The following is a 17,557-nucleotide window of genomic DNA, read 5'->3' on the forward strand; positions in this document are numbered from 1 at the left end:
AGATGCAGTTCAAGAACAAAGACTTCTCGGAGGCGCGTGAGGTGCTCAAAGTGCGCGATCTGCGCATCGGGCTGGCCGGGCGGCCACAGGCGAAACCGGTGATTGACGGCATCGACCTGACGATCCGGGCGGGCGAAACGCATTGCTTGGTGGGTGAATCCGGTTCGGGCAAATCCGTGACCTCGCTGGCGGCCATGGGGCTGCTGCCGAAATCGGCCCTAGAGGTACAGGGCGGCAGCATCACGCTGGATGATTTCGAGATCACCAGCGCCAGCCACGCCCAGATGCGCCAGCTGCGCGCGCGGCGCATCGCCATGATTTTCCAAGAACCGATGACCGCGCTGAACCCGGTGCTGCGGGTGGGCGAGCAGATCATGGAAGTGCTTAACATGCACAGTGACCTCAGCCAGTCCGAGGCCAAGAAACGCACGCTCGACATGATGGATCAGGTGCATCTGCCGGATGTGAACCGCATTTTCTCGGCCTTCCCGCACCAGCTTTCTGGCGGGCAACGCCAGCGCATCATGATCGCCATGGCGCTGATCCTCGACCCTGATCTGCTGATCGCGGATGAGCCGACAACGGCCCTGGACGTGACCACGCAGTTGCAGATCCTCAAGTTGATTGCCGAGATGCAAGAGCGCCACGGCACTGCCGTGCTCTTCATCACCCACGACATGGGCGTGGTGGCCGAGATCGCGGATACCGTGACGGTCATGCAGCAGGGCAAGATCGTCGAACGCGCGCCGATTGAAAAGCTGCTGACCAAGCCGGAAAAGGACTATACCCGCACCCTGCTGACTGCCGTGCCAAACCTCACCCCGCGCCCCGCAAGGGCGGCGGCGGCGCAGAACGAGGTGGTGCGTGTGGCCGGGCTCGACATGACCTATGGCGGCGGCGGCTTCCTGCGCCGCAGCGAAGGGGTCAAGGCCGCGCAGGATGTCAGCTTTACCATCAAACCGGGGCGGACGCTGGGCATCGTGGGGGAGTCCGGTTCGGGCAAATCCACCGTGGCGCGGGCCATCATGCGGCTGATCGACCCGACAGCGGGCAGCGTGAATGTCGCGGGGACCGAGATCGCCAAACTCTCCCGCCGTCAGCTGCGCGACCACCGCAAGCATTTGCAAATCGTGTTCCAAGACCCCTACCGCTCGCTTAACCCGCGTTGGACCGTGGCGCGCAGCCTTTGCGAGGGGCCGATCAATTTCGGCACCCCGCGCGAAGAGGCGATGCGCCATGCGGCCGAGCTGATGGAGCTGGTGGACCTGCCGCGCGATGCGCTTGACCGCTATCCGCATCAGTTCTCAGGCGGGCAGCGCCAGCGTATCGCCATTGCGCGGGCGGTGGCGATGAAACCCGATCTGCTGGTCGCGGATGAGGCCGTCTCGGCCCTCGATGTGAGTGTGCAGGCACAGGTGCTCGACCTTTTGGATGACATTCAAGAGAAGTTCGGCGTGGCCATGCTTTTCATCACCCATGACCTGCGCGTTGCCGCGCAAATTTGTGACGAAGTCTTGGTCATGCAGCGCGGGCAGGTTGTTGAATATGGCCCCGCGGGCGATGTGCTGGCCAATCCGCATCACGACTACACCCGCAACCTGATCGAAGCGGCACCGGGCCGCCATTGGGATTTTGCCAACTATCGCGCGCTCGGCAGCGCCGCCATGACGACAGGAGCCACCGCATGACCGTCCTTCCCAAGATCGAAGCCTTCGCCGCCGATCTCACCGCCATCCGCCAAGACATCCATGCCCACCCCGAACTGGGGTTCGAAGAGGTCCGCACCGCGGGCATCGTGGCCGAAAAGCTGCGCGCCTACGACGTGGATGAGGTCCATGAAGGGCTGGGCGGCACCGGGGTTGTGGGCATCATCAAGGGCGCGGGCGGCGGCAACCGCCGTGTGGGGTTGCGTGCGGATATGGACGCCCTCCCGATTGTCGAGGATTCCGGCGTGCCCTATGCCTCGACCAACCCCGGGCGGATGCATGCCTGCGGCCACGACGGCCACACCACCATGCTGCTGGGGGCCGCGCGCTATCTGGCGGAAACGCGCGATTTCGACGGCACCGTGGTGCTGATTTTCCAACCTGCCGAAGAAGGCTTGGGCGGTGCGCGCCGGATGCTGGAGGAAGGGCTCTTCGAGAAATTCCCCTGTGACGAGATCTACGGCATGCACAACGATCCAAACTCGGAGCCGGGTATGGTCAATGTCACCCCCGGTGCGGCCATGGCAGGGGCGGCGTTCTTTGATATCACCGTCAAGGGCACCGGCAGCCACGCCGCCATGCCCCATCAGTCGCGTGACCCCATCGTCATCGGCACGGCGCTGGTGCAGCAGTTGCAATCCGTCGTCAGCCGCAACACCCCGCCGACCAAGCCAATCGTGCTGTCTGTCACTAAATTCAACGCAGGTTCGGCCTATAACGTGGTGCCCGACACCGCCACCATCGCTGGCACGATCCGTTATTTCCATGAAGACGTGATCGAAATGGCTGAGGCCCGGATGCGCGAACTCTGCGCAGGTATGGCCACGGCCTATGGAATCGAGATCGACGTCGACATCCGCAATGTCTTTGACGTGTTGATGAATGACCCCGAATTGACCACCGCCTATGTCGAAGCAGCCGCCAGCGTGGTGGGCGGCGAGAACGCCCATGTCTCGACCGAACAGGCTAGCGGGTCGGAGGATTTTGCCGATATGCTGAAAGTCGTGCCGGGCGCCTATTGCCGGGTGGGCCATGCGGGCAGTGTGCCCTTGCACAACCCCGGCTTCGTGCTGGACGACGCCATTCTGCCTGTCGGTGCCTCGATCTATGCGCGGATCGTTGAGACGCGCCTGCCGAAGGTCGGCATCTAAGCTATTGCACTCACCCGCTTAATTTAAGCCATTCGCCCTGCTGTCGTGCGGCGGAGAAAAGGAGTTTGAATATGACCAACCCGCTCGATTTGCCCTTTGATACCGAAGAGATGCTCACCGGGCTGCGCCCTTGGATCGAAACCGAAAGCCCCACATTCGACGGGGCGGCGGTGAACCGCATGATGGATGTGGTGCAGCACGAACTGGCGATCTTGGGCGCGCGGACCGAGCGTATCCCAAGCCCGATGGGGCTGGGCGACAGCCTGCGGGCGGAGATGCCTCATCCGAAGGCGGGCGAGGGGGGCATTCTGCTTCTGGGCCATATGGACACGGTTCACCCCATCGGCACATTGGCCAAACTGCCCTACAAACGCGAAGGCGAGATTTGTTATGGGCCCGGCCTGATGGACATGAAGGGCGGCAATTACGTCTATCTTGATGCGCTGCGCAAACTGCTGGCCGCCGGGGTCGAGACGCCGCTGCCGGTGACGGTGCTGTTCACCCCCGATGAGGAAATCGGCACCCCCGCCACCCGCCGGCTGATCGAAGAAGAGGCCAAGCGCCACAAATACATCCTCGTCCCCGAACCCGCGCGCCCCGACGGCGGCGCGGTGATCGGGCGCTATGCCATCGCGCGGTTCAATCTTCAGACGCGGGGCCGCCCCAGTCACGCGGGCTGGGCGCTGTCTGAAGGCCGCTCGGCCATCGCTGAGATGGCAAAGGCCGTGGGCACGATCGAAGGCATGACGACCGAAGACTGCACCTTTTCGCTCGGGGTCTTTCACGCGGGCCAATGGGTCAACTGCGTGTCCTCGGTCTGCGATGCCGAGGTGCTGAGCATGGCCAAGACGCAAGAACAACTCGACGCAAGCGTGGAAAAGATGATGGCGCTGAACTCGGACGAGGGCGACGTGATCATGGAAATCCGCCGCGGCGTCACCCGCCCGGTTTGGGAGCCCGATCAGCCCGGCACGATGGCGATGCTGAAGCTTGCCCAAGACATCGGGGGCGAACTGGGGATCGAGATCACCGGAAGCTCTGCCGGGGGCGGATCGGACGGCAACTTTACCGGTTTTCTGGGCCTGCCGACGCTGGATTCCATCGGCGTCCGCGGCAAGGGGCTGCATACGTTGCAAGAACATATCTATATCGACAGCCTGACCGAGCGAGCCAAGCTGGCGGCGGGTCTGTTCTGTCGGCTGACACCTTAAAGAGGGATCAAGGCCCAAGAGGGGGCTGTCGGTTCCCTCTACGCCAGCCCGGCGGCCATCTGCTGCGCGTCGCTCCATTCGCGGGGGGATTGGCCATACATGCGCTTGAATTCCCGGCTGAATTGCGAGGCGCTAACATAGCCCACACCCATCGCCGCCTCGCTGACCGTGGTCCCGCCTGCGATTTTCACGGCGGCATTGTTCAGCCGCATGGATTTGACGAATTGAATCGGCGACATCGTCGTTACCTTTTTGAATTTACGATGAAATACCGCGCGGCTCATCCCGGCGCGTTGGGCCATATCGTCGATAGAGATGGGCGCATCCAAATGGGCGGCGACATGCGAAATCGCCCGCGCAACGGCATTGCCCGCCCCAAAGGCGCGTCGCGCAAAGACCCCTGCCTCCCCTTTGAGAATAGCATAGTAAAGCTCACGCAGGCGCGCATCGGAGAGCACGGCGCGGTCGGTCTCGCTCTCACCCAATTGCAACAGACGCAGCAGCGCGTCAGAGAAGGCGTCATCCCATGCGGCCAGCTTGATGCCCTCCGCCCGCAGGTCGCCGGGGGCGGGGGGGATGAGGTTTCCCGCGCTTTCCATTTCCAGCGATAGTTCGGCCATCAAACGCCCATCTAGGGCGATCAAGACGCCATAAAGCGGGGTTTGGGGTGACGCGCTTGGCGTGCCCGCTTTGACCGGCATCGACATCGGGCAGCACATATAGCGGCTGTCGTCATAGACATAGCGCTTGCCGTCCAAAACGGCCTCCTTGGCGCCGCTGACGATGGCAATGACACAGGGTTCATAGACCGCTGGCATACAGGGGATCGCGCTGGTCGCTTGGAAAAGCTGAACGCCCTTGATGCCGGTCTCGGTCAAGCCGTCGCGCTGGCTGTGCTGTTCGATGATATGTCGGATTTGCTCTTTGCTCATGGTGCCAATCTAGGGCCGCATGTTTGATGAAAGCAATAGGAGTGAGAGGATCAGGCAAGTAATCGCGACGATCTGGCCTGTTTCCCCCGGGGGGTGAGATTTATCTGCAAGGTCAACGGGGCGCGATGCCTCTTTAACGGTAAGGAGCAAGACCATGGCAGACAAGACTTTCGGCGCGAACGGCTGGACCCCTGAGCGGATTGGCAGGCTGGAGGGGAAGACCTTTGTGATCACCGGGGCCAATGTGGGGGCCGGTTTTCAGGCGGCGCGGACCTTGCTGAGCAAAGGTGCCGCAGTCGTGATGCTGAACCGCAGTGCAGAGCGGTCGGCGGAGGCCGTGGCAAAGCTGAAAGACGAATATGGCGCGGCGGCGCAGGTCAGCTTTGTTCGGATGGATCTGGCCGATCTGGACACGGTGCGCAGCGCTGCGGCATCGATTCTGAGCGATGTTCCCCAGATCGATGCGCTGATCTGCAACGCCGCCATCGCGCAGGTGCCGAGCCGCCGGTTGACCAAGGCGGGACATGAAAGCCAGTTGGGCACCAATCACTACGGCCACTTCCTGCTCTGCGGCTTGTTGTTCGACCGGATCGAAGAGACCGCGGGCCGGATCGTGGTGGTGGCGAGCCTTGGCTACAAGATGGGCCTGCGCACCATCCAGTTCGACGACATGAACTGGGACAAAAACTACCGCGCCAACTCCGCCTATAGTCAGAGCAAGCTGGCGCAGATGATGTTTGCCTATGAATTGCAGGACCGCGTCGCGCGGGCGGGAAAGAACGTTGAAGTCTTTGTCTGTCACCCCGGTGCCTCGGCCACCTCTTTGATCAGCACCAGCGGTGGCCTGATGACGCGGTTCACGTGGTGGCTCATGTCGAAACTGCCGATCGTTCAAACGGCAGAGCGGGGCGCCTATCCAGAGGTCATGTGCGCCACCGAAGACGGGCTGGCGCAGCGCGCGCTTTACGGGCCCACAGGCCGGATGGAGATGGTCGGCCCGGTTGGGCGCGGATCGCTGGAACCCTATGCCTATGACAAAGCCACGATGGTCAAACTCTGGCAGCGGTCCGAAGAAGAGACAGGATTTCACTGGGACGTGTGAGGGGGGCGGGGCATGTAGCTGCCCCGCCAGACCTTGCGAAATCAGGCACACTTTGCCCCGGCGTAGAGTGTCGTTTGGCAAGTCAATTGCACAATAAAGTTGCAGTTGATGTGTCGTTAGCGGACAATTCTTGCCAAACGAGATCATTCGGTTAGTCTCTGATCTCGGGTCGCCCGACCAATAGCGTATTTCGAAGTAAGCAAAGGGGCGGCCACTCTGGGAGGAGGAAACATGACTGAGACTAAAAAGTTCAATCGACGTTCGTTCCTGACGAAGTCCGCACTTGCTGGGGGGGCCGCTACTGGGAGCATGCTGGCCGCACCGGCGGTGTTGGCGCAAGCGCCGATCGTCATCAAGATGCAGACGTCGTGGAACGACGCCAACATCTGGCAAGACTTTGCCCGCGACTACGCGACCCGGGTCGAGGAAATGTCGGGCGGGCGTCTGAAGGTCGACGTGCTGCCTGCGGGCGCGGTCGTGGCGGCGTTTCAGGTGCTCGATGCGGTGAACGACGGTCTGATCGACGCGGCGCATTCGGTGCCCGTCTATTGGTACGGCAAGAACAAGGCCGCATCGCTCTTTGGCACCGGCCCGGTCTTCGGCGGCTCTGCCACCACCATGCTGTCGTGGTTCTACCAAGGCGGCGGTCAGGAGCTTTATAACGAACTGACGCAGGATATCATGGGCCTCGACGTTGTCGGCTACATGGGCTTCCCGATGTTCGCGCAGCCGTTCGGCTGGTTCAAGAACGAGGTCAATACGGTCGACGACCTGCAAGGCTTCAAATACCGCACCGTGGGTCTGGCCGCCGATCTGATGGCCAAGCTGGGCATGTCGGTCGCACAATTGCCGGGCGGTGAAATTGTACCCGCGATGGAGCGGGGCGTGATCGATGCCTTTGAGTTCAACAACCCGTCGTCGGACAAGGACTTCGGCGCACAGGACGTGGCCAAGAACTACTACCTGTCGTCCTATCACCAAGCGTCTGAGAGCTTTGAGTTCCTGTTCTCCAAGATGTTCCTCGAAGACCTAGACCCTGATCTTCAAGCGATCCTCAAATACGCTGTGGAAGCGGTTTCGACCGCGAACACGGCGAAGGCGATGGACCGCTACTCGGCTGACCTGCAGTTCCTGCAGAATGAAGCAGGGGTGAACGTCCGGCGCACCTCGAAAGAGATCCTCGATGCGCAGCTTAAAGCATGGGATGAGTTGATCCCCGAGTTGGAATCTGACCCCTTCATGAAAAAGACCCTCGACAGTCAGCGCGAATGGGTCGACCGCGTGGCCTATTACGAGTTGATGAACTCGCCGGATTACGGGCTTGCTTACGAGCATTACTTCCCCGGCAAGATCAAAATGTGATCACGCATACCCGCAAGTAATGAGGCCCCCGGCGCCACCATGCGCCGGGGGCTCTACGAGACATTGGGGACATCATGATATCTTTCATTCGGTTCGCCGATAACCTTTCCGCATGGTTCGGCAAGGCTTTCGCTTGGCTCATTTTGCTGATGTCCATCGGCACGGGCTACGAAGTTTTTGTGCGCTATGTGCTGAACAATCCGACCGCTTGGGCGCTGGATGTGTCCTTCATCATGTATGGCACACTCTTTATGATGGGCGGGGCTTATACTTTGTCGCGTGGCGGGCATGTGCGAGGGGATTTCCTCTACCGGCTGTTCCAGCCGCGCACCCAAGGCATGATCGACCTCGTGCTCTATATCATCTTCTTTTTCCCCGGGGTCACGGCGCTGATCCTTGCGGGGTGGAAATACGCCGCCCGGTCTTGGTCATATGGCGAAGTGTCGGTCAACAGCCCGGCGGGCGTGCCGATCTATCAATTCAAGGCGATCATCGTGGCGGCGGGAATCCTGCTGTTCATCCAAGGCATTGCGCAGGTCTGCCGCTGTCTTATCGCCATACGTTCCAACTACTGGCTCGAAGCCGAGGAAGACGTCTTTGAGACCGAAGACCTCATGATGCGCGAAGCCAATAAGGCCGAAAAGGGCCATCTCACATGACCGATCCGCAAATCGCCCTGATGATGCTTGGGCTGTTCATCGTCTTTGTTTTCCTAGGGTTCCCAATTGCCTTCACGCTGATGGCGATGGGCATCGGCTTTGGCTACTACGCCTATTTCGACGCGCGCCGCATGTGGCGCAGCTTTGACCGGCTGGAGGAAACCGCCGGCCCCTGGGAGCAATGGTCGACGTGGTTCGAGGGGTTATTTAACAACCGAATATTCGACCTCTTCGTGAACCAGACCTTTACGGTGATGTCGAACGAAGTGCTGACCGCCGTGCCGTTATTCTTGTTCATGGGCTATATCGTCGAGCGGTCGAACATTGTGGACCGTCTGTTCACCACGCTCAACATCGCGTCCAAGAACATCCCCGGTTCGATGGGGGTCGCGGCGCTGATCACCTGTGCACTGTTCGCCACCGCCACCGGGATCGTCGGTGCCGTAGTGACGCTGATGGGCCTCTTGGCGCTGCCCGCGATGCTGAAGGCACGCTATGATCCGTCCTTCGCGGCAGGCATCATCTGTGCGGGCGGGACGCTGGGCATCCTGATCCCGCCCTCGATCATGCTGATCGTCTATGCGGCGGCAACGAACGTCTCCATCGTGCGGCTCTATGCGGCGGCGCTGCTGCCGGGGCTGACGCTGGTCGGGCTCTACCTAGTCTATATCATCGGTCGCTCGCTCTTGCAGCCGTCTTCGGCCCCACGTCCCACAGCGGATGAGGTGCCGGACATGCCGATGGGCAAACTCTTGTTGATGATCGCTACGTCCTTCCTGCCGCTTGCCTTCCTCATTTTCGCGGTGTTGGGGTCGATCCTCTTCGGCCTCGCCACCCCAACAGAGGCGGCGTCGATCGGCGCGCTTGGGGGTATCTTCCTCGCTTTCATCTATCGCGCGATGACATGGCAGCGGATGCGCGAGAGTGTCTACCTCACGGTGCGCACCACGGCGATGGTCTGCTGGCTTTTTGTCGGCTCCTACACTTTCTCGGCAGTCTTCTCCTACCTCGGGGGCGAGCATGTGATCTCCGAGTTCGTTCAATCGCTGAACCTCTCGCCAATCATGTTCCTGATCCTCGCGCAGCTCATCATCTTCCTGCTCGGCTGGCCGCTGGAATGGTCAGAGATCATCATCATCTTCGTGCCGATCTTCCTGCCGCTGCTGGCGGTGTTTGAGATCGACCCGCTGTTCTTTGGCATCCTCGTGGCGCTGAATCTGCAGACCAGTTTCTTAACGCCACCGATGGCCATGTCAGCCTATTATCTCAAGGGCATCGCCCCGCCGGAACTACGGCTGACACAGATCTTCGCGGGGGTCATGCCCTTCCTGTTCTGCGTCATCCTGTCGATGGTGCTAATGTATGTCTTCCCGCAGATCGTCTTCTACCTGCCGGAGCTGTTCTATGGGGGCTGAGGCAAAGATGACAGCCGCCGCAGCGCTCGGCGTGGTCGAACTGCGCGACCGCTTGGCGAGCGGCGCGCTCGACGCTTTGGCGCTGGTGGAAAGCTGTATCGCGCGGATCGAAGCGCGCGAGGAGGTGGTCGGCGCTTGGGCATGGTTCGATCCCGAGTTTGCCCGCGCGCAGGCCCGCACGCTCGACAGCTATCGCCGGGCAGGCAGGCCGCTGGGGCGTTTGCATGGGCTGCCGGTGGGGCTGAAAGACGTCATCGACACCCGCAGCATCCCCACGGAAAACGGCGCGGCCCATGACAAGGGGCGCGTGCCGCTGCGCGATGCTTTCATCGTGGAGCGGCTCAAGGCCGAGGGCGCGATCATCATGGGCAAGACGGTCACGACCGAACTGGCCTTCATGCATCCGAACAAGACCACCAATCCGCACAACCCAAACCATACCCCCGGCGGCTCGTCCCAAGGCTCGGCTGCGGCGGTGGCGGATGGAATGGTGCCGCTGGCCATCGGTACGCAGACGGGTGGCTCGGTGATCCGGCCCGCGTCTTTTTGCGGGGTGACGGGGTATAAACCCACCTTCGGCGCGATCCCACGGCGCGGGGTGCTGACGCAATCGCCCTCGCTCGACACCATTGGTGTCTTTGCCAGTGATCCCGCCGGTACGGCGCTGCTGGCCGAGGTGCTATTCGGCCATGATCCCGAAGACAGCGCCACCACCCTTGCCCCCACGCCCGCGCTTTTGGCGCAGACCACCACCGCGCCGCCGATCCCGCCGGTCTTTGGTTTCGTTCGCCCGCCGGGGTGGGAGGATGCCGATCCGCAGCTTCACGCGGCTTTCGAAGAATTGGTCGCAGCACTTGGCGATCAGGCGTTTGAGCTGCCCCTGCCGTCGGTCTTCGACGGGGCGGCCGAGGCGCGCAAACGCATCAACTTTGCCGAGATGGCCTATCACTATTACCCCTATTTGCGAGATGGGGCCGACCTGCTGTCGCCTGCGACCCGCGAGGCGATGGAGGCGGGCAACAAGGTACTGGCCCGCGATTATCAATCGGCCCGCGACCTGCCCAAGGTGCTGACCGCCGCGCTGGAGGAGTTGCTGACCCGCTGCGATGCGATCCTTTGTCCCTCCGCCACCGGCCCCGCTCCGCGCGGGCTGGAGACGACCGGCGATCCGATTTTCAACGGGCTATGGACGCTCTGCGGCAGCCCCTGTGTGAACGTGCCTTTGATGACTTCGGAAGACGGGCTGCCGATGGGCGTGCAACTGGTCGGCGGTCACGGCCAAGACGGACGATTGATGCGCAGCGCCCAGTGGCTTTTCGACTGGGCCGACGGAACAACCCAATGAGGATTGAAACATGAACCGCTTGCTTGCCCTTTTCGCCTTTGCCGCGATTGCGGTCTTTTTGCTGATCCTTGCTATAGAGGTGCCCAGCATCGACCTGATCATCATCGTCGCGGTGACACTGGCCTTCGTGGCCTATGATTTCTTCACCTCCAGTCGGAAAGACCGGGACTGACCCATGGCCAAACCCGTCATCTGGATCACCCGACAGCTTTCGGACGCCACGCTTGAACGGGCGCGCCGTGATTATGAGGTGATCTGGGATCCCGCCGACGAACCCGGCAGTGCCGAAGACATTATCGCGATGAGCGCGCGGGTGGATGGGATGATCCCCTGCCATTCCGAGCATTTCAGCGCGGAGGTCGTGGCGCAGCTTGACCCTCGGCTCAAGATCATCGCCAACCACTCCGTCGGCGTGGATCACTGCGATCTGCCAAGCCTCAAGGAACGGGGTATTGTCGTGACGAACACGCCCGGCGTTTTGTCGGATGCTACGGCGGAACTGGCGCTGATGTTGATGCTGGGTGCGGCGCGTCATGCGGTGGCGGGTGACCGGCTGGTGCGCAGCGGGCAGTGGCAGTCGTGGTCGCCTGCGATGCTGGTGGGCAAGCAGCTTTCCGGCGCGCGGCTTGGCATCGTCGGGATGGGCGGCGTGGGCCGTGCCTTTGCCCGCAAGGCGCGCGGGCTGGATATGGAGATCCATTATCACAACCGCCGTCGACTGGATACGGAAGCGGAGGCGGGGGCGACCTATCACGCAGCGTTGGACGACCTGCTGGCAGTGTCGGATTTCCTGTCGCTGCACTGCCCGGCCACGCCCGAAACCATTGGCCTCTTGAACGCTGCGCGCCTCGCGCAGATGCCCAAGGGCTGCGTGATCGTGAACACCGCGCGGGGCAATTTGGTGGATGAGGCGGCGCTGCTCGACGCGCTCACTTCGGGCCATGTTGGCGCGGCGGGGTTGGATTGTTTTGTGACCGAGCCGGGCGGCAACCCGGCCTTTGCTGCGCATGACAACGTCATGATGATGCCCCATGTCGGCAGCGCCACGGTCGCCACCCGCAATGCGATGGGTTCTAAGGCGCTTGATAATCTCGATCACTTTTTCCGAGGGGAAACCCCGCCGGACCAGTTGTAGGCATCCTTTCAAACGACACCCGGCGGCGGTGCGGGCGCGGCGCGACGCAGCCGTGACGGCAAGGGCAGGGTGATGATGGCAAGACAGCCAATCACCAGTGCCACACCGATCCAGCCAAGCGGAGGCAGGCGTTCGCCCACGATTAAAACAGCAAGCACGGCTGCGACGACCGGTTCGAAAAGGGTGATGACGGTCGCCGTGCTCGCCTCTACCCGGGCAAGGCCGTAGCCAAAGGCAATATAGCCCAGAAACATCGGCACGGCGGCCATATAAAGCCCCACGGCGGCGTTGTTCCATGACGCCAGAAAAGCCTCGCCCGAGACCAGCAGCACCGGCATCAGCAGCAGCCCACCCAGTCCAAAGGTGGCGCCCATCGCGATCTTGGAGCCTGTTCCTTGCAGCATCATCCTCCGCGCGCTCCACGAATACAGCGCATAGGTAAGGCCACCAATCAGACCCAGCAAAACGCCGAGAGGCACCGAGGAACCGCCTACCACCTGACCGTGCGCAGCACCTTCGGCCAAACAGATCAGCCCCATGCCGATCAGCCCCACCGCCGCGCCGAGAGACCAGCGCAGGGTGAGGCGTCGGCCATCCAGCACGTATTCGATCAGCGCCGAAAGCAGCGGCGCAGAGCCGATTGTGATGACCGTGCCCACCGTCACCCCCGCCAGCCGCATCGCGCCGTAAAAGGCCAGCGGATAGACCGCCACCGCCACTGCGCCGATGACCAGCAGACGGCGCTGCTGCAAGAGCCGCGCACGCTGGTTCAGGATGCCCCGCCCGGCCCAAAGGGCCTGCGCGATCCCGCCCAGACCCATGGCCGCAGCACCAATGGCGGCGGCGCTCACGTCGGGGGCAAAGGTGGCGGCGGTGCCGGTGGTACCCCAGACGACGGCGGCGAAAAGGATGGCGATCACGCCCCAGCGGTGGCCCTGTATCACGTAAGCGTCCTTAGCATATCTTCGGCCATCGCGCGCGCCGTGCGCACCTGGCGGCTGTCACCCTCAAGCCCGGCGCGGGCCATCGCGCCTTCCAACAGAAACGCAAGATGCGCGGCGGTGGCAGCGGCGCGCTCCGGGGCCTCGGGCAATAACTCGGCAAGGTGCTGGGCCAAGATGCGCTCCACCTCCTCTTTGTGCTGGCGCACCGCGTCACGCCCGGCATCGCCTGCCTCAAGCTCTGCCGCCGCGTTCAATAGGCCACATCCCCGAAAGCCGCGCTTATAAGCGCATTCTGCATGATCCTGATAGGCGTCGAAGACGGCCAAGACCCGCGCCTGCGGTGTCTGCGCGGCAGCGGTCCGCGCGGCGTAAAGCGCAAGCCACTCCGCGTGCCGCGCCTCTAGGTATTGGCTCACTAGATCGGCTTTGGAGGAAAAGTTGTTGTAGAGGCTTTTCTTGGCCACGCCCGCACGGGCGACAATGGCGTCGATCCCCGTGGCGCTGATGCCGTGGTTGTAAAACAGCTCCTGCGCGGCCTGCATCAGCCGATCGTGGGCGGGGCGTTGTCTGGGGGTCTTTGCCATGGTCTCTCCTGCCGGTAGGTAGACCGGTATACCTAATTATGTCCCCACGCAAGTCTCTGGATGACGCGACAGCGCCTGCGCCAAGCGCTGCGCGGCGGTCACGGCCTCCGCCCCCCGAAGCGGCCAGGTCTGCGTGAGCCCTTCGATGATGAGCAATAGCGCCGTCTCGGCCCCCGCCAGATTGGTGGCCGCGGCGGCTTTGGCCGCGACCTCGGCCTTGTGCCGCGTCAGTAGGGCGCGCAGGTTGTCGCTGCCGGGGTCGGCGGCGACGGCGGCATGAAACAGGCAGCCGTGAGAGGTTTCCGTTTCCATCCACTGCCCGACACGCGCCAAGATCGCCTCCAGCGCGTCGGCGGGTGCCTGCGGTAGATCGTCGAAGACCAGCGCGAGGTACCGCTGTTGGCGATTTTCCAATGCCGCCAGCACCATTTCAGCGCGGGAAGGGGTGTATTTATAAAGGGTCCGCAGGCTTACCCCGGCGGCATCGCGCAGGTCTTCGACGCTGGGTTCGGCGAAGCCGCGGGCGGCAAAGGCACGCTCAAGCCCGGCGGCGATTTTGCTTTGGGTATCTGTCATGCTTGACGATGTAGAGGGCTCCCTCTACCTACGCAAGTAGAGTAATCATTCTACACCCGAAGGAGCCGAAGCGATGCCCCTACCAGAAACGATGAAAGCCATGCTGCTGACCGGCCACGGCGGCTTGGACAAGCTGGAGTGGCGCGAAGACGTTGCGGTGCCAAAGCCCGCAGCCGGAGAGGTTTTGGTCCGCGTCGGCGCGGCGGCGGTGAACAACACGGATGTGAACACGCGCACGGGCTGGTATTCGAAAGCGGTGCGAGGCGACACCGGGTCGGCGGCGAGCGAGGGCTACGACGGCGCGTCAGACGCCGATGGCGGATGGTCCGGCGCCTTGAGCTTTCCGCGCATCCAAGGCGCCGATTGCTGCGGAGAGATCGTGGCCGTCGGCGAGGGCGTCGATCAAGGGCGGATTGGCGAGCGGGTTCTGATCCGTCCCATGTATAGCCCTGCAGGGGCGGGGCCGGATGATCTGGTCACCTTCGGATCGGAACGGGATGGCGGTTTTGCTGAATATGCCACCGCCGAGGCCAGCAATGCGCTGCGGATCGACAGCACCCTCACGGACGTTGAGCTCGCTTCTTTTCCCTGCGCCTTTTCGACTGCCGAAGGGATGATCCAGCGCGCGGCTTTGGGGGCGGAGCGTGTGTTGATCACCGGCGCCTCTGGCGGCGTCGGCTCGGCTGCGGTGCAACTGGCCAAACGGCGCGGGGCACATGTGACGGCGGTGACCAGTCCCGGCAAGATGGAGGCGCTGAATGCGCTCGGCGCGGATGAGACGCTCGACCGGGAGGCGGCGCTGCCGGAGGATGCCTTTGATGTGGTGCTCGACCTTGTTGGCGGGGCGCGCTGGCCCAAGCTGCTTGATGCGCTGGTGACGCGCGGGCGCTATGTGACCTCGGGCGCGATTGCCGGGCCGATCGTCGAGTTGGACCTGCGCACGCTCTACCTCAAGGACCTGACCTTGATGGGCAGCACGCGGCAGGCGCCTAGCGTTTTTGCCGATCTGGTGGGGTATATCGAACGCGGAGAAATTCGCCCTGTCGTCGCGGAAAGCTATGCGCTGCAAGACCTTAAACAGGCGCAAGAAGCCTTTCTTGAGAAATCCCACATGGGAAAGATCGGCATCACGGTGGCCGGTTGAACGCGAAAATGGGCCGCTTGCCCCAGGGGCAAGCGGCTCTTCCTCGCCAATAAGTAAATTAGATTGATTTAATCGTTGACTCACCCCCTCCCATTTGGGATTTGTCCTTCGAAACGCCGCATGAACCGGAGGGGAGGCCAGTTTGCAGCAGCTACAGACATTCGCCGACCGGACTGCGCGCGGCTCGAACCAGAGCGGGATGCGGGCCTATAACGAACGGCTCGTCCTGTCGCTTATCCGGCGCAGCGGCCCTACGTCCAAGGCTGAGATTGCCCGGCTCACCGGCCTGTCGGCGCAGACTGTATCCGTCATTATGCGCGCCCTCGAAGCGGATGGACTGCTGAAAAAAGGCGCGCGGGTGCGGGGCCGGGTGGGGCAGCCTTCGGTGCCGATCAGCCTGAACGCGGAGGGGGCCTTCTTTCTGGGGCTAAAGGTTGGCCGGCGCAGTGTCGCGTTGATCCTGACCGACTTCGAAGGCCAGGTGACGCGCCGCAGCAGCGAGGTCTATGCCCATCCCACCCCCGCTGCGGTCATGGAATTTGCGCGGCGCGCTTTTCAAGATACGCTCGCCTCTTTGACCGCCGACCAGCAGGCGCGGGTGGCGGGGCTGGGCGTCGCCCTGCCGTTTGGCATGTGGGAATGGGAGGTTGCGGGCGGCGATCTGAGCGCGTGGCAGGACTTTGATATCGAAACCGCTTTGGCGGAGGTGGTCGATCTGCCGATCTCCATTTGCAATGACACTTCCGCCGCCTGCGGGGCCGAACTGGTTTTTGGCGCGCAGGACAAGCCGCGCGATTTCCTGTATTTCTACATCGGCTATTTCGTGGGTGGTGGGCTGGTGCTGGATAGCAAACTCTACACCGGCAAAAGCGGCAATGCGGGGGCGCTCGGCTCCATGCCGCTGATTGGGGACGCGCCTCGGCAACTGGTCGATGTGGCATCTTTGGCGGTCTTGGAAGCGGCGTTGCAGGAGGCCGGAGAGACCCGCCGCGCCCCATGGAGCAATCTGGCGGCTTGGGAACTTCCCGCCGACATTCTGGAGCCATGGCTCGACAGCACCGCCGAGGCGCTGGCGCAGGCGATCCGTGCCGCAACATGCCTGATTGATTTTGATACGGTGATGATCGATGGATCATTTCCTGAGACAATTCGCGCGGATGTGGTGGCACGCACCCGCCGCCACCTTGCCGCCCAGCCCCTGCCGGGCGTTACCCTTCCCGAGTTGCGCGAAGGGACCGTCGGCAGCGACGCCCGCGCGCTTGGCGCGGCAAGCCTGCCGCTTTCGGACCGTTTCCTCGTCGACCGCGACGCATTTTTGAAAGGCTGACAGATGATCCTTTGCTGCGGAGAAGCCCTGATCGATATGATCCCAACCCCAACCACCGCAGGCCCCGACGGCTTTGTGCCCCATGCGGGCGGGGCGGTCTTTAACACGGCCATCGCCTTGGGGCGGCTCGGGGCGCAGGTGGGGATGCTGTCGGGCCTGTCGTCTGACATGTTCGGGCGGCAGTTGGTCGATGGGCTGAAGGCCAGCCATGTGGATGTTTCGCATCTGGTGGTGTCCGACCGTCCGACGACGCTGGCCTTTGTTCGGCTGGTCGGCGGCCATGCAACCTATGATTTCTATGACGAAAACTCGGCCGGGCGCATGATCACGCCGGGGGATATGCCTGCGCTCTCGGCTGAGGTCTCGGCGCTGTATTTCGGCGGGATCAGTTTGGCTTGCGAGCCGGGCGCGGATGCCTATGCAGACCTGCTGGCGCGCAACGCCGAAGGCCGTGCGGTGATGATCGACCCCAATATCCGCCCCGGTTTCATCAAGGATATCGAGCGTTACCGTCAAAGGCTCGACCGGATGCTGGCGCTGTCGGACATCGTGAAAGTCTCGGATGAGGATCTGAACTGGATCAACCCCGCGCCCCTGTCGCTGCGCGATAAGGTGGCCGAGTTGTTGGCCAAGGGGCCATCGGTTGTGATCCTGACACGTGGGGGCGAGGGGGCAACGGGCTATCTGGCCAATGGTGAAGAGGTGCAAGTCCCTGCCGTGAAAGCCGAAATCGTCGATACGGTCGGCGCGGGCGATACGTTCAATGCAGGCGTTTTGGCAAAGATGTCTGAGCTGGGGCAGCTCCATAAATCCGCGCTCGCCACCCTTTCGCCCGAGGTGTTGACCGAGGCGCTGGCCTATGGCGCGCGCGTCGCCGCCGTAACCGTTTCGCGCGCCGGGGCGAACCCACCTTGGGTAGAGGAAATATGAAATGTTGAAGAACCGCCTATCTTTTTCGCTCAGA

At 62.6% G+C, this 17,557-nt stretch carries 17 protein-coding genes; 13 read left to right on the plus strand and 4 right to left on the minus strand.

What is annotated here, in order from left to right:
• The first annotated feature begins 2 nt into the window (after window positions 1-2).
• From O4H31_RS15765 to O4H31_RS15775, 3 genes are all read left to right on the plus strand, one after another.
• A complete protein-coding gene (locus tag O4H31_RS15765; protein WP_269347309.1) occupies window positions 3-1,688 on the plus strand; it encodes an ABC transporter ATP-binding protein in 1,686 nt (561 codons plus the stop codon).
• Window positions 1,685-2,857, plus strand: coding sequence for a M20 aminoacylase family protein (locus tag O4H31_RS15770; protein WP_269347312.1), 1,173 nt, complete (start codon window positions 1,685-1,687; stop codon window positions 2,855-2,857). Before O4H31_RS15765 ends, O4H31_RS15770 begins: the two co-directional genes overlap by 4 nt.
• A gap of 71 nt (window positions 2,858-2,928) precedes the next feature.
• On the plus strand, window positions 2,929-4,068 hold the full coding sequence (locus O4H31_RS15775; RefSeq protein WP_269347314.1) for a M20/M25/M40 family metallo-hydrolase: 1,140 nt from the start codon (window positions 2,929-2,931) through the stop codon (window positions 4,066-4,068).
• Window positions 4,069-4,106: 38 nt separating this feature from the next.
• Here the strand turns inward: O4H31_RS15775 and O4H31_RS15780 are convergent, their stop codons facing one another.
• Complete coding sequence (locus O4H31_RS15780; RefSeq protein ID WP_269347316.1) at window positions 4,107-5,000, minus strand: AraC family transcriptional regulator; 894 nt, start codon at window positions 4,998-5,000, stop codon at window positions 4,107-4,109.
• Window positions 5,001-5,154: 154 nt separating this feature from the next.
• Here O4H31_RS15780 and O4H31_RS15785 point away from each other — a divergent pair, with 154 nt between their 5' ends.
• The 7 genes from O4H31_RS15785 to O4H31_RS15815 all read left to right on the plus strand — a co-directional run bounded on the left by O4H31_RS15785 (window position 5,155) and on the right by O4H31_RS15815 (window position 12,018).
• Window positions 5,155-6,102, plus strand: a complete 948-nt coding sequence (locus tag O4H31_RS15785; RefSeq protein WP_269347317.1) for an SDR family oxidoreductase — start codon at window positions 5,155-5,157, stop codon at window positions 6,100-6,102.
• 231 nt (window positions 6,103-6,333) lie between these two features.
• Window positions 6,334-7,464 (plus strand): TRAP transporter substrate-binding protein, encoded by a 1,131-nt coding sequence (locus O4H31_RS15790; RefSeq protein ID WP_269347319.1) that lies wholly within the window; start codon window positions 6,334-6,336, stop codon window positions 7,462-7,464.
• A 74-nt stretch (window positions 7,465-7,538) separates the two neighbouring features.
• Window positions 7,539-8,123: a TRAP transporter small permease subunit gene (locus tag O4H31_RS15795; protein ID WP_093928097.1), complete on the plus strand. Its 585-nt coding sequence runs from the start codon at window positions 7,539-7,541 to the stop codon at window positions 8,121-8,123.
• Window positions 8,120-9,538 carry a TRAP transporter large permease gene (locus O4H31_RS15800; protein ID WP_243261476.1) on the plus strand — a complete coding sequence of 473 codons (1,419 nt, stop codon included), beginning with the start codon at window positions 8,120-8,122 and terminating at the stop codon, window positions 9,536-9,538. Before O4H31_RS15795 ends, O4H31_RS15800 begins: the two co-directional genes overlap by 4 nt.
• Window positions 9,528-10,883, plus strand: coding sequence for an amidase (locus O4H31_RS15805; RefSeq protein WP_419723610.1), 1,356 nt, complete (start codon window positions 9,528-9,530; stop codon window positions 10,881-10,883). Before O4H31_RS15800 ends, O4H31_RS15805 begins: the two co-directional genes overlap by 11 nt.
• Window positions 10,884-10,893: 10 nt before the next feature.
• Window positions 10,894-11,055 (plus strand): hypothetical protein, encoded by a 162-nt coding sequence (locus tag O4H31_RS15810; protein ID WP_269347324.1) that lies wholly within the window; start codon window positions 10,894-10,896, stop codon window positions 11,053-11,055.
• 3 nt (window positions 11,056-11,058) lie between these two features.
• Entirely contained in the window at window positions 11,059-12,018 is a 960-nt protein-coding gene (locus O4H31_RS15815; protein ID WP_269347326.1) for a 2-hydroxyacid dehydrogenase, read from the plus strand.
• Between the two features lie 8 nt (window positions 12,019-12,026).
• On the opposite strand, the gene O4H31_RS15820 is transcribed toward O4H31_RS15815, so the two are convergent.
• The 3 genes from O4H31_RS15820 to O4H31_RS15830 are packed head-to-tail and all read right to left on the minus strand — an operon-like array spanning window position 12,027 to window position 14,122.
• The gene (locus O4H31_RS15820) at window positions 12,027-12,962 is read right to left on the minus strand and encodes a DMT family transporter (RefSeq protein ID WP_269347328.1); all 936 of its coding nucleotides are present in this window, start codon (window positions 12,960-12,962) and stop codon (window positions 12,027-12,029) included.
• Window positions 12,959-13,546: a TetR/AcrR family transcriptional regulator gene (locus O4H31_RS15825; RefSeq protein WP_269347330.1), complete on the minus strand. Its 588-nt coding sequence runs from the start codon at window positions 13,544-13,546 to the stop codon at window positions 12,959-12,961. The genes O4H31_RS15820 and O4H31_RS15825 overlap by 4 nt, the downstream gene beginning before the upstream one ends.
• Before the next feature lie 36 nt (window positions 13,547-13,582).
• A complete protein-coding gene (locus O4H31_RS15830) occupies window positions 13,583-14,122 on the minus strand; it encodes a TetR/AcrR family transcriptional regulator (RefSeq protein WP_269347332.1) in 540 nt (179 codons plus the stop codon).
• A gap of 73 nt (window positions 14,123-14,195) precedes the next feature.
• On the opposite strand from O4H31_RS15830, the gene O4H31_RS15835 reads away from it, so the two are divergent.
• The 3 genes from O4H31_RS15835 (at window position 14,196) to O4H31_RS15845 (ending at window position 17,523) form a co-directional block, all read left to right on the plus strand.
• Window positions 14,196-15,266 carry an alcohol dehydrogenase family protein gene (locus O4H31_RS15835; RefSeq protein WP_269347334.1) on the plus strand — a complete coding sequence of 357 codons (1,071 nt, stop codon included), beginning with the start codon at window positions 14,196-14,198 and terminating at the stop codon, window positions 15,264-15,266.
• A 199-nt stretch (window positions 15,267-15,465) separates the two neighbouring features.
• Window positions 15,466-16,593: an ROK family transcriptional regulator gene (locus tag O4H31_RS15840; RefSeq protein ID WP_269347492.1), complete on the plus strand. Its 1,128-nt coding sequence runs from the start codon at window positions 15,466-15,468 to the stop codon at window positions 16,591-16,593.
• 3 nt (window positions 16,594-16,596) lie between these two features.
• A complete protein-coding gene (locus O4H31_RS15845; protein WP_269347336.1) occupies window positions 16,597-17,523 on the plus strand; it encodes a carbohydrate kinase family protein in 927 nt (308 codons plus the stop codon).
• Window positions 17,524-17,557 lie beyond the last annotated feature (34 nt).

The sequence above is a fragment of the Sulfitobacter dubius genome, assembly GCF_027214245.1.
Classification (GTDB): Bacteria; Pseudomonadota; Alphaproteobacteria; order Rhodobacterales; family Rhodobacteraceae; genus Sulfitobacter; species Sulfitobacter dubius_A.